Genomic DNA, 11,488 nt, shown 5'->3' on the forward strand with positions numbered 1-11,488 from the left:
TCCTTAGTGCGATGCCGACTGGCTGGCGGAAGCGCCATGGGCCAGTGCGGTGTCATAGTTGGAAATCAGGTTCTCGACCGAGGGACCAATGATGTCGGTGACCAGCGATGGGTACACACCCAAGATCAATGTCATCGCCACCAGCGGCGCAAAGATCATTTTCTCGCGGCGGGTCATGTCCTTGATGGTCTTCAGGCTTTCTTTGATCAGATCGCCCATCACCACGCGGCGGTAGAGCCACAGCGCGTACGCTGCCGACAAGATCACACCGGACGTGGCAATCAGAGCCACCCAGGTGTTGACCTGGAACACGCCCATCAGGGTCAGGAATTCACCGACAAAACCGGAGGTGCCCGGCAGGCCGACGTTGGCCATGGTGAAGAACATGAAGATCAGCGCATAGGCTGGCATACGGTTCACAAGACCGCCATATGCGTCGATCTCGCGGGTGTGCATGCGGTCGTAAATCACGCCCACACAAAGGAAGAGCGCGCCGGAGATAAAGCCGTGGCTGATCATCTGGAAAATCGCGCCGTCGATGCCTTGTTGGTTGGCCGCAAAGATCCCCATGGTCACATAGCCCATGTGTGCGACCGAGGAGTAGGCAATCAGCTTTTTCATGTCTTCTTGCACAAAGGCGACCAGCGACGTGTAGACAATCGCAATCGCGGACATCCACATCACCAGCGGCGTCATCACCTCAGCCCCAATGGGGAACATCGGCAGCGAGAAGCGCAGGAAGCCGTAGCCGCCCATCTTCAGCAAGATTGCCGCCAGAACCACAGAACCGGCAGTCGGCGCTTGGACGTGGGCATCCGGCAACCAGGTGTGTACTGGCCACATAGGCATCTTCACGGCAAACGACGCGAAGAAGGCCAGGAACATGATGGTTTGCATACCGCCGATCACGGTGATGCCCATGACACTCATGGTTTCCGATGCAAACTCATGTGCCATCAGCGTTGGAATATCGGTGGTACCGGCGTTCACAAACATCGCCACCATCGCCACCAGCATCAGCACGGAGCCGAGGAACGTGTAGAGGAAGAACTTAAACGATGCATAGATGCGGTTGGCGCCGCCCCAGATGCCGATGATCAAGAACATCGGGATCAGGCCTGCTTCGAAGAACAGATAAAAGAGCACCAAGTCCAGCGCCATGAACACGCCAAGCATCAGCGTTTCCAGCAGCAGGAAAGCAATCATGTATTCCTTCACGCGGGATTTCACATCCCAAGACGCCCAGATCACCAGCGGCATCATGAAGGTTGTGAGCATGACAAACAGCACAGAAATGCCATCCACGCCCATCTTATACTTCAGCCCCATCAGCCAGTCGCGTTCTTCAACAAACTGAAAGCCGGTGTTGTTCGGGTCAAACCCAGCCAGAACAAAGAGGGACACCAAGAAGGTGATGACGGTTGCGGTTAGGGCAACGCGTTTGGCGTTGCGCTGAGCCATTTCATCTTCGCCGCGCAGGAAGACCAGAAGGATCAAAGCTGCGAAGGTCGGGATAAACGTGACCAGGGAGAGCAAGCTGTCGTTCATTAGTGCGCTCCTCCGCTGAGCGTCATCAAGGTGATGAGGGCAACGATGCCGATCACCATGGCAAGGGCATAGGTAAAGACGTAGCCAGTCTGGGCGCGGCCTGCGAGACGGGTGACCCAAGGCACAAAGCCCATAGCCACACCATTTAGGGAGCCGTCGATCACGTCACCGTCACCGCGTTTCCATAGGAAACGGCCGATGGCGGCTGCCGGGCGCACAAACAGGAAGTCATAGGCTTCATCAAAGTACCACTTGTTCAACAAGAACAGGTAGAGGGGGCGCTGCGCAGCTGCCAGACGTGCCGGCATGGACGGGTTCCAAATGTAGAACCAGAGCGCAAAGACCAAACCGATGACCATCGCGATGAAGGGGCTGACCTTGACCCATTTTGGGGCATGGTGCGCGTCATCCATCACGTGGTTGTCAGGGTGCGTAAAGATCGCGCCTTTGGGGGCTGCGCCGTGATGCGCGGCTTTCACAGCAGCATGGCTTGGATCGTCATGCGTTGCGGCATGGTCGTCACCGTGTGCATCGTCTTTCGCGTGGCCCTCCCCGTGAGCAGCTTCTTCGCCGTGGCCTTCGCTGTTTTCCGCGTGGTGCGACGGCACGCCGTAGAATTTGTTCACGGTGTCGTGGTCACCAAAGAAGGAGCCAAACCAGATCATTCCGGCAAAGATTGCGCCCAGCGAGAGTACGCCCAGCGGGATCAGCATGACCATAGGGCTTTCATGCGCGTGGTCATGGGTGTGCTTGTTGCCACGGGCTTCGCCATAGAAGGTCAGGAAAATCAGGCGCCAGCTGTAGAAGCTGGTGAACAGCGCAGCGATGACCAACATCCAGAAGCCGTAACCGCCTGCGGTGCCTGCCCATGCGCTTTCGATGATCGCATCTTTCGAGAGGAAACCAGCAAAGCCAATGTGCGTGAGCGGGATGCCAACGCCGGTGATCGCCAGCGTACCAATCATCATCGCCCAGTAGGTATAGGGTATCTTCTTACGCAGACCACCGTAGTTGCGCATGTCTTGTTCGTGGTGCATCGCGTGGATCACCGAGCCCGCGCCCAGGAAGAGCATCGCCTTGAAGAAGGCGTGGGTGAAGAGGTGGAACATCGCGGCGGAGTAAACGCCCACACCTGCCGCTACAAACATGTAGCCCAGCTGGGACATCGTTGAATAAGCGATCACACGTTTGATGTCATTTTGCACAAGGCCAATGGTGGCCGCGACAAAGGCCGTTGAGGCACCGATGAAAACGATAAACGCTTTGGTATCGCCTGCGTATTCGATCAGCGGTGACATCCGGGACACAAGGAAAACACCCGCGGTTACCATGGTCGCGGCGTGGATCAGCGCGGACACGGGGGTCGGGCCTTCCATCGCGTCCGGCAACCAAGTGTGCAAGAAGAGCTGTGCCGATTTACCCATCGCGCCGATGAACAGCAGGAAGGCAACTAGGTTGGCCGCGTTCCAGTCGCGCCACAGGAAGTGTAGTTCCTTCTCTGCAAGTTTTGGCGCTTCCGCGAAGATGTCGTCAAACTTGATGCTGCCGTCGGTCAGAATGAAGATCGCGAAAATGCCGAGCAGGAAGCCGAAGTCCCCCACACGGTTGACCACAAATGCTTTGATCGCAGCAGCGTTGGCTGATGGCTTTTTGTAATAGAACCCGATGAGCAGGTAAGACGCGACGCCCACACCTTCCCAGCCGAAGAACATCTGCAAGAGGTTGTCGGCGGTCACCAGCATCAACATGGTGAAGGTAAAGAACGACAAGTAGGCGAAGAAACGCGCCTTGTAATTTTCGTCTTCTGTCCAATGCTCGTCATGCGCCATGTAACCAATGGAGTAGAGGTGCACGAGGGCCGAGACCGAGGTCACCACAATCAACATGATCGCAGTCAGACGATCCACCCGGATCGACCACGCGGTGTCGAGGTGACCAGATTGAACAAAGTCCAGAATGGGGATTTGTTTGACTTGCGAGGCATCCAGGCCAAGAAACACAATCCAGCTCAGCAGACAGGCCCAGAACAGGATCGCCGTGGTCAGGTATTGCGCGGCTTTCTCGCCGATCAGTCGCCATCCGAACCCTGCGATCAGGGCGCCAACCAGCGGCCCAAAGAGAATAAACGTTTCCATGATCGCTTAGCCTTTCATCACGTTGACGTCTTCGACCGCAATCGAACCACGGTTGCGGAAGAAGGAGACCAGGATCGCGAGGCCAATGGCGGCTTCTGCGGCCGCCACGGTCATCACAAACAGCGCGAAGACCTGTCCGGTGAGATCGCCCAGGAAGGACGAGAACGCCACCAGGTTGATGTTCACAGACAGCAGGATGAGTTCAATCGACATCAACAGAATGATGATGTTCTTCCGGTTCAGGAAGAGGCCGAAAATGCCGATGACGAAAAGCGTCGCCGCCACGCCTAGGTAGTGTTCCAAACCAATCATATTTGGTCCCTCGGTTCTTTTTATCTCTTCAGGCGGGCTTAGAGCCCCTGCCCCGGTTTTACGTCTTTCAATTCCATCGCGTCCGCTGGGTCGCGCCACATCTGCTCCAGCACATTCTGACGCTTCACGTCTTTGCGGTGGCGCAGGGTCAGTACAATTGCCCCAATCATCGCAACCAACAGGATCAGGCCGGACAGTTGGAACAGCAGGAAGTATTGATCATAGAGGATCAGGCCCAAAGCTGCGGTGTTGTGGGTGTCTTCAGGTGTAACCGCCGCACGCAGGCTTTGCGCACTGTCGGAGAATTCCCATGGGCCAAACACGATGCCGAGCTGCATCAGCAAAATCACACCAATCAGAAGCGAGAGTGGCAAATATTGCGCCATGCCCGCTTTCAATTCGGCAAAGTCGACATCCAGCATCATCACCACAAACAAGAACAACACGGCTACGGCACCGACGTAGACGATGATCAACAGCATCGCCACAAACTCGGCTCCCAGGAGCACGAAGAGCCCAGCAGCACTCAGGAATGCAAGGATCAACCAGAGCACAGAGTGCACCGGATTGCGGCTGATGACGGTGCAAAACCCGCCGACGATCACGCAGATCGAAAACAACCAAAATGCATAATCTGCGATGGTCATGTGTCACTTCCCTCTTTGTCCGCCAAGACCTCTTGCACCAATTCCATGGCGCGGGTGGTGGCGGGAATACCGGCGAACATCGACATTTGCCCGATGGTCTCCACGATTTCTTGTTTTGTGGCCCCAACTTCCACCAGGTGGCGAAGTGTGAGGCGGATTTGCGCATCAGCCTGAGCGCCCAACATAGTGAGTGCGCCAAGTGTCAGCAGCAGGCGGGTCTTGGCATCCAAGCCACCTTTGTTCATCGAATTGCCAAAGAACATCTCCATGACGTCTTTGGGCATGGTGGGCCAGAGCGTCTCAAACCCTTTTGGCGTGAACGATTCCAGCGCAGGATTGAAGGATTTCGCCATCTCCTGATACTGGGCGAACATCGCCTGATATGGGTTTTTGTTGTCGCTCATGGTCCTAGGTTCCTCACTCAGCGATATGGCGCGTCAATTTCGAGATTACGCGCGATTTCGGCTTCCCAGCGGGCGCCGTTTTCCAAAAGCTTGTCTTTGTCGTAAAACAGCTCTTCGCGGGTCTCGGTGGCAAATTCGAAGTTTGGCCCTTCGACAATCGCATCCACTGGGCAGGCCTCTTGGCAGAAACCGCAGTAGATGCATTTGGTCATGTCGATGTCATAGCGGGTGGTGCGGCGGGAGCCATCTTCGCGAGGTTCGGCGTCGATGGTGATCGCTTGTGCCGGGCAGATCGCTTCACACAGCTTACAGGCAATGCAACGCTCTTCGCCGTTTGGGTAGCGGCGCAGGGCGTGCTCGCCACGGAAACGTGGAGACAGCGGGCCTTTTTCGTGTGGGTAGTTGATCGTCGCCTTGGGTTTGAAGAAATACTTCATGCCCAGTTTGAACCCGCCAAGGAAGTCTTTCAGCAGGAAGTAGCCAGCGGCGCGTTTGTAGTCGATTGCTGTCATATCAGCCTCCGATGGCCCAGCGGGCATAGGCGCCGCCGAAAAGTTCGAATTTTGCAAGGAACGACACCAGCACGACCCAAACGAGAGACATGGGCAAGAAGACTTTCCAACCGATGCGCATCAGCTGGTCGTAGCGGTAGCGCGGGGAGATGGCTTTCACCATCGAGAAGATGAAGAACACAAAGCAGATCTTCAGCAGCATCCAGACGATGCCGTCAGGCAGACCCGGGATCGGGGAGAGCCAGCCGCCGAGGAACAGAAGCGATACCAGTGCGCACATCAGCACGATGGCGACATATTCACCAATCATGAAGAGCAGGAACGGTGTGGAGGAGTATTCCACCTGGTAGCCTGCGACGAGTTCGGATTCCGCTTCGGGAAGGTCAAACGGTGGGCGGTTGGTTTCCGCCATGGCCGAAATCAGAAAGAGGAACATCATCGGGAAGTGCGGCAGCCAGTACCAGCTGAAGATGCCGTATTTTCCATCCTGTGCCATGACGATGTCACCAAAGTTCATGGATCCGGTGGTGATGATAATACCGATGATGATCAGGCCAAGGGAAACCTCGTAGGAAATCATCTGTGCCGCCGACCGCAACGAACCGAGGAACGGGTATTTCGAGTTGGAGGCCCAACCGCCCATGATCACGCCGTAAACTTCCAACGAGCTCACCGCCATCACATAGAGAATGGCAACGTTGATGTCAGACACGACCCAGCCGTCGTTGAACGGGATCACGGCCCAGGCAATCAGTGCCATGACCAAACTGACCATAGGGGCCAGCAAGAAGACCACCTTGTCCGAGCCTGCCGGATACACAATCTCTTTCACCGCATATTTGATGAAGTCAGCAAAGCTTTGCAGCAGGCCAAACACGCCCACAACATTGGGGCCCCGGCGCAGCTGTACAGCGGCCCAGATTTTCCGGTCCGCATAAAGCAGGAATGCCAGCGCCACCAAAAGCGGCACGACAACCGCCAGCACCTGCCCCAAAGTCAGGAGCGTGATGCCGAGGTTCGTGGTGGTAAAGAATTCAGTCATGGGTCCTCACACCGTAGGTATTCCGTTGTCTTCGCAGTTCGCGACAATGACTTCTGCATCGATTGTCTTGAGACCACGGGGCAATGCAGCGGAGATGGTGTAAACCGCATCTCCTGTCCACAGGTCGCCCTGATTGTCAGTTGTTGTCCGTACATGCCGCGCAAAACCAAATCCACGGATCAACGCATATTGCGCCGCCGCACATTCGGCGTAGGCATGCACATCGTCTTCGTCTCGCGCGCCGGCCATGGCAACGTGAAAGTTCACCAAATCACCTTCCAGCAACCGCGTGTCTACGCCTGCATATTTGGGTTCAAAGGCAACCTTTTCGCGCATCACATCCGTGCCGGTCTGCGGAGCGCAGGCCGACAGCCCGGCCAAAGCGGCCGAAGCGATCAGGAAATGAGGGACGCGAAAGATCATCTGTTGGCTTATTCCGCTGCGATTTTGGCGTTACTGCGGGCTTTGGCAGCGGCGGAGAGTTCCGCCATCAAGCTGCTCGCACGCGCGATTGGGTTGGTTAGGTAGAAATCGGAGACCACGGACTTGAATGCCGCCTTGCCGAGAGGCCCAGCCTCAAGAGTTTCGCCTTCATTGACTGGCACCTGATCGATTTTGGCAAGGTGAGGCACCTCGGCAATCATTACGGTGCGCAACTGCGCCAACGTATCATACCCGAGGGTCGCGTCGAGCTCTGCACTCAGAGCGCGTAAAATTGCCCAGTTTTCTTTGGCGTCGCCCGGTGCAAAACCCGCACGCATGGCCAATTGGGGACGCCCTTCAGTGTTTACAAACAGACCGTTTTCTTCCGTGTAAGCTGCCGCAGGCAGGATCACATCTGCACGGTGTGCACCACGATCCCCGTGGCTGCCTTGATAGATCACAAAGGCACCAGGATCGATTTCCACCTCATCGGCACCAAGATTGTAGATGACCTCAGCCCCCTCAATCGCAGCTTCCATGCCACCCAAAGTCGTGGCGCCAATATCCATCGCGCCAACACGAGAGGCCGCGGTATGCAGCACCAGCAACTTCGACTTGGTTTCCTCGGCCAGCTTCTGAGCATGTGCCAACACCGAAAGGCCATCCGCCTCACGAAGGGCCCCCTGGCCAACGATAATGATCGAAGCCTGGTCGATGACATCCTTGTGTTCTTTGCCCAGCTGACCTTCCAACGCCGCACGGTCCGTGCCGACATGGACATAGTCATAAGTCAGGTCGACCGCCTCACCAATCAGCCCAACAGTTGCGCCTTTGGACCATGCTGCGCGAATACGCGCATTCAGGACCGGAGCTTCTTCACGTGGGTTTGACCCAAGCATCATGATGAACTTCGCGTCATCAATGTCTTCGATTGAGGCTGTTCCAACATAGGCAGCCCGATTGTCCAAAGGCAGGCGAACATTGTCAGTGCGGCATTCCACGTTGCCGTCCAAGCCTTGAACCAATTGCTTGAGCGCATAGGCGGCCTCAACAGGAACCAAGTCCCCAATCAAGCCTGCAACTTTTTTGCCCTTCATTGCTTCCGCAGCGGTAGTCAGGGCTTCGCCCCATGTCGCGGGCTTCAGTTTGCCATCGACACGAACGTAAGGCTGATCCAAGCGCTGGCGACGCAGGCCGTCCCAGACAAAGCGGGTTTTGTCCGAAATCCACTCTTCGTTCACGCCGTCATGGTTGCGCGGCAGGATTCGCATCACTTCGCGACCTTTGGTGTCCACACGGATGCTCGCGCCAAGTGCGTCCATCACGTCGATGGTTTCAGTCTTGGTCAATTCCCATGGGCGGGCGGTGAAGCTGTAGGGCTTGGACGTCAGCGCACCAACTGGGCAGAGATCAATGATGTTGCCCTGCAGGTTGCTGTCGAGTGTCTGGTTCAGATAGCTGGTGATCTCTGCGTCTTCGCCACGGCCAGTCTGGCCCATCTGGGTGATGCCCGCCACTTCGGTGGTGAAACGCACACAGCGGGTGCATGAGATGCAGCGTGTCATTGTGGTTGCGACCAGAGGACCGAGGTCCAGGTCGTCCACTGCCCGTTTGCCTTCTTTGAAGCGGTTTTCGCTGATGCCATAAGCCATGGCCTGATCCTGCAGGTCACATTCGCCACCCTGATCGCAAATCGGGCAATCCAGCGGGTGGTTGATCAGCATGAATTCCATCACACCTTCGCGAGCCTTTTTCACCATCGGCGAGTTGGTTTTTACAACTGGTGGCTGACCTTCCGGGCCAGGACGCAAATCCCGCACCTGCATGGCACAGGACGCCGCAGGCTTTGGTGGCCCACCGACAACTTCGACAAGGCACATGCGGCAGTTACCCGCAATCGACAGACGTTCGTGGTAGCAGAACCGCGGAATTTCCACGCCAGCTTCTTCGCAGGCTTGGATCAGGGTCATTGCGCCCTCTACCTCGACTTCTTGCTCGTCGATGATGATCTTGCGGAGGTCAGACATCGCTTATTTCGCCCTCAAATACACGCCGATCGCGCTGTTTCGTTCGATTTCCGCGCGACCAAGCGCACAGACAGATTTCGGATCGTCCAAAGAGGCACCTTTGTGCTTAAGATAAGCGTCACCACGCTGCCGCATGCGCTCTTTCTCTTCGTCCGATTTAATAAATGCTTTGATCTCGTCATCCGTGTAGCCAAGTTTGCGTGCTTTACGCACCAACCCCCAGCCATCCGCCACTCCTTTGAACTTACGTGGCTCAATGCTGTCACACACTTCACTGATTTCAAAAGCCACTAGGGCCCAATACAGCGGATCGTAGATTTCTTTCACCTCACGCAGAGGTGGCTTGGCAACAGCGGAACCACTCAAGGCGAGGGTTGCGGCAACAAATACAGATGTCAGACGGATCATTTGCTCACTCCTTTGGCAACGGCAAAGACACCCTTTGCCAAGGAGGACAGAGGCAAAGGCCGCTGTGATAGGCAATAACAGCCGGGATATGTCGGATAACAAATCACGGGCGGCAATATCCTTCGAGTCTGATTTTGTCATCCACAGGGATGATGGTTTCGGTTTCGGGCCCAATCACCCAATCCATTTTGGACGTACCGTACTGTTTGATGCAGTATTTAACGGCCTCATATTCACCGGCCTGGCGTGCACCTGGCAGGCTCTGATTGGCACGGGACACAACCACTTCGAAGTGTTCGCGCTCTTCTTTGGAGACTTGGCTAGATTTGGCTTTGTACTGATAGCCCTCAAACGCAATACGCTCGCGCTTACTCTTGAAGCTCGCACGCCAATTGCCGCTACAAGCCGACAGTGCCGTGGTTGCAATAAGCAACCCGGCAATGATGGCTGGCGTCTTCCGCTGGCAAGTGAACTTAGTCATGCGCATTCTTCGTTTTTACTCCGCTGCAAAGGCGCCCATGCGCCCCGTATTGTTGGCTTTGATGCGATCTTCGATTTCTTCGCGGAAGTTGCGGATCAGACCCTGGATAGGCCATGCCGCCGCATCACCCAAAGCACAGATGGTGTGGCCTTCGACCTGTTTGGTCACATCCCACAGCATGTCGATCTCTTCAATCTCAGCTTCGCCGCGCACCAAACGGTCCATGACACGCATCATCCAGCCGGTCCCTTCGCGGCACGGAGTACACTGACCGCAGCTTTCGTGCTTATAGAATTTGGCCAGGCGCCAGATTGCTTTGATGATGTCGGTCTGCTTGTCCATGACAATCACCGCAGCTGTACCAAGGCCGGAACCCAGATCATTGCGCAGATAGTCAAAGTCCATAATCGCGTCGCGCATGTTCTCACCGCGCACACAAGGAACAGACGAACCGCCAGGGATCACAGCCAGCAGGTTGTCCCACCCGCCGCGAATGCCACCACAATGCTTGTCGATCAGCTCTTCAAAGGAGATCGACATTTCTTCTTCAACCACACAGGGATTATTCACGTGACCGGAGATGCCAAACAGCTTGGTGCCCGCATTGTTTGGGCGGCCAAAGCCAGCAAACCATTCGCCGCCTCGGCGCAGAATGGTGGGCACCACAGCAATGGATTCCACATTGTTCACGGTGGTTGGACAGCCGTATAGACCTGCGCCCGCCGGGAACGGTGGCTTCATACGTGGCATGCCTTTTTTGCCTTCGAGGCTTTCCAGCAATGCGGTTTCTTCGCCGCAGATGTAAGCACCGGCGCCGTGATGTAGGAACAGATCAAAGTCCCAGCCCGAGCCAGCAGCGTTTTTACCAAGCATGCCTGCGTCATAGCATTCGTCGATCGCAGCCTGCAGCGCTTCACGCTCGCGGATGTATTCGCCGCGGATGTAGATGTAACAGGTGTGCGCGTTCATCGCGAAAGAGGCAATCAACGCCCCTTCGATCAGCGTGTGCGGATCGTGGCGCATGATTTCGCGGTCTTTGCAGGTACCGGGCTCGGATTCATCCGCGTTGATCACCAGATAGGCTGGGCGACCATCGCTTTCTTTGGGCATGAAGGACCACTTCAGACCGGTTGGGAAGCCCGCGCCACCACGCCCACGCAGGCCGGAGGCCTTCATGGTGTCGATGATCGAATCCCGCCCCTGCTGGATCAGCTTTGCGGTGCCATCCCAATGGCCGCGCGCCTTGGCGCCAGCCAGCGTACGGTCATGCATACCGTAGAGGTTGGTAAAGATACGGTCTTGATCTTTGAGCATCCCGTTACCCTTTGTCTGCCTGACGCGCGCGCCAGATCTGATAGATGTTGACCAGCGCCCAGATCAGCGCAGCCATTGCAGCAAAATCAAACAGAAGCGCAAAGCGCCCTGGCAATCCTGCCATCTTTCCAATCACATTGAGCGCCAGCCAAATCAGGATGGTTCCGGCGATCACCACCGACACCATGCGGCTCTTGCGCGCCACGTCCTGAGCTGATTGTCCCTCAGTCATTCA

At 56.2% G+C, this 11,488-nt stretch carries 13 protein-coding genes; all 13 read right to left on the reverse strand.

Features of this window, described 5'->3' with window-relative positions; genetic code table 11:
* Positions 1 to 3: 3 nt before the first annotated feature.
* The 13 genes from QOL67_RS16985 to QOL67_RS17045 all read right to left on the reverse strand — a co-directional run bounded on the left by QOL67_RS16985 (position 4) and on the right by QOL67_RS17045 (position 11,485).
* Positions 4 to 1,548: an NADH-quinone oxidoreductase subunit M gene (locus QOL67_RS16985; protein WP_283427178.1), complete on the reverse strand. Its 1,545-nt coding sequence runs from the start codon at positions 1,546 to 1,548 to the stop codon at positions 4 to 6.
* Positions 1,548 to 3,683, reverse strand: a complete 2,136-nt coding sequence (gene nuoL, locus QOL67_RS16990) for an NADH-quinone oxidoreductase subunit L (protein WP_283427179.1) — start codon at positions 3,681 to 3,683, stop codon at positions 1,548 to 1,550. The genes QOL67_RS16985 and nuoL overlap by 1 nt, the downstream gene beginning before the upstream one ends.
* A gap of 6 nt (positions 3,684 to 3,689) precedes the next feature.
* On the reverse strand, positions 3,690 to 3,995 hold the full coding sequence (gene nuoK, locus QOL67_RS16995; protein WP_164644785.1) for an NADH-quinone oxidoreductase subunit NuoK: 306 nt from the start codon (positions 3,993 to 3,995) through the stop codon (positions 3,690 to 3,692).
* A 38-nt stretch (positions 3,996 to 4,033) separates the two neighbouring features.
* On the reverse strand, positions 4,034 to 4,642 hold the full coding sequence (locus QOL67_RS17000; protein WP_283427180.1) for an NADH-quinone oxidoreductase subunit J: 609 nt from the start codon (positions 4,640 to 4,642) through the stop codon (positions 4,034 to 4,036).
* A complete protein-coding gene (locus QOL67_RS17005; protein WP_283427181.1) occupies positions 4,639 to 5,046 on the reverse strand; it encodes a carboxymuconolactone decarboxylase family protein in 408 nt (135 codons plus the stop codon). The genes QOL67_RS17000 and QOL67_RS17005 overlap by 4 nt, the downstream gene beginning before the upstream one ends.
* A 17-nt stretch (positions 5,047 to 5,063) precedes the next feature.
* Complete coding sequence (nuoI, locus tag QOL67_RS17010) at positions 5,064 to 5,558, reverse strand: NADH-quinone oxidoreductase subunit NuoI (RefSeq protein WP_283427182.1); 495 nt, start codon at positions 5,556 to 5,558, stop codon at positions 5,064 to 5,066.
* Between the two features lies 1 nt (position 5,559).
* A complete protein-coding gene (gene nuoH / locus QOL67_RS17015; protein WP_283427183.1) occupies positions 5,560 to 6,600 on the reverse strand; it encodes an NADH-quinone oxidoreductase subunit NuoH in 1,041 nt (346 codons plus the stop codon).
* Positions 6,601 to 6,606: 6 nt separating this feature from the next.
* A complete protein-coding gene (locus QOL67_RS17020) occupies positions 6,607 to 7,023 on the reverse strand; it encodes a hypothetical protein (protein ID WP_283427184.1) in 417 nt (138 codons plus the stop codon).
* An 8-nt stretch (positions 7,024 to 7,031) separates the two neighbouring features.
* Complete coding sequence (gene nuoG / locus QOL67_RS17025; RefSeq protein ID WP_283427185.1) at positions 7,032 to 9,050, reverse strand: NADH-quinone oxidoreductase subunit NuoG; 2,019 nt, start codon at positions 9,048 to 9,050, stop codon at positions 7,032 to 7,034.
* Between the two features lie 3 nt (positions 9,051 to 9,053).
* On the reverse strand, positions 9,054 to 9,458 hold the full coding sequence (locus tag QOL67_RS17030) for a DUF5333 domain-containing protein (RefSeq protein WP_283427186.1): 405 nt from the start codon (positions 9,456 to 9,458) through the stop codon (positions 9,054 to 9,056).
* Between the two features lie 103 nt (positions 9,459 to 9,561).
* A complete protein-coding gene (locus QOL67_RS17035; RefSeq protein ID WP_283427187.1) occupies positions 9,562 to 9,939 on the reverse strand; it encodes a hypothetical protein in 378 nt (125 codons plus the stop codon).
* 15 nt (positions 9,940 to 9,954) lie between these two features.
* Positions 9,955 to 11,253, reverse strand: coding sequence for an NADH-quinone oxidoreductase subunit NuoF (gene nuoF, locus QOL67_RS17040; RefSeq protein ID WP_283427188.1), 1,299 nt, complete (start codon positions 11,251 to 11,253; stop codon positions 9,955 to 9,957).
* Positions 11,254 to 11,257: 4 nt separating this feature from the next.
* Complete coding sequence (locus QOL67_RS17045) at positions 11,258 to 11,485, reverse strand: DUF5337 domain-containing protein (RefSeq protein WP_283427189.1); 228 nt, start codon at positions 11,483 to 11,485, stop codon at positions 11,258 to 11,260.
* Between the last annotated feature and the right edge of the window lie 3 nt (positions 11,486 to 11,488).

Origin of the sequence: Shimia sagamensis (assembly GCF_900182745.1) — a bacterium.
In the GTDB taxonomy this organism is placed as follows: Bacteria; Pseudomonadota; Alphaproteobacteria; order Rhodobacterales; family Rhodobacteraceae; genus Shimia; species Shimia sagamensis.

Coding starts and splice junctions, on each gene's coding strand:
- nuoI (WP_283427182.1), bottom strand. CDS start 5,558: ATGACAGCAATCGACTACAAACGCGCCGCTGGCTACTTCCTGCTGAAA.
- nuoG (WP_283427185.1), bottom strand. CDS start 9,050: ATGTCTGACCTCCGCAAGATCATCATCGACGAGCAAGAAGTCGAGGTA.
- nuoF (WP_283427188.1), bottom strand. CDS start 11,253: ATGCTCAAAGATCAAGACCGTATCTTTACCAACCTCTACGGTATGCAT.
- nuoH (WP_283427183.1), bottom strand. CDS start 6,600: ATGACTGAATTCTTTACCACCACGAACCTCGGCATCACGCTCCTGACT.
- QOL67_RS17020 (WP_283427184.1), bottom strand. CDS start 7,023: ATGATCTTTCGCGTCCCTCATTTCCTGATCGCTTCGGCCGCTTTGGCC.
- QOL67_RS17005 (WP_283427181.1), bottom strand. CDS start 5,046: ATGAGCGACAACAAAAACCCATATCAGGCGATGTTCGCCCAGTATCAG.
- QOL67_RS16985 (WP_283427178.1), bottom strand. CDS start 1,548: ATGAACGACAGCTTGCTCTCCCTGGTCACGTTTATCCCGACCTTCGCA.
- nuoL (WP_283427179.1), bottom strand. CDS start 3,683: ATGGAAACGTTTATTCTCTTTGGGCCGCTGGTTGGCGCCCTGATCGCA.
- QOL67_RS17030 (WP_283427186.1), bottom strand. CDS start 9,458: ATGATCCGTCTGACATCTGTATTTGTTGCCGCAACCCTCGCCTTGAGT.
- QOL67_RS17035 (WP_283427187.1), bottom strand. CDS start 9,939: ATGACTAAGTTCACTTGCCAGCGGAAGACGCCAGCCATCATTGCCGGG.
- nuoK (WP_164644785.1), bottom strand. CDS start 3,995: ATGATTGGTTTGGAACACTACCTAGGCGTGGCGGCGACGCTTTTCGTC.
- QOL67_RS17000 (WP_283427180.1), bottom strand. CDS start 4,642: ATGACCATCGCAGATTATGCATTTTGGTTGTTTTCGATCTGCGTGATC.
- QOL67_RS17045 (WP_283427189.1), bottom strand. CDS start 11,485: ATGACTGAGGGACAATCAGCTCAGGACGTGGCGCGCAAGAGCCGCATG.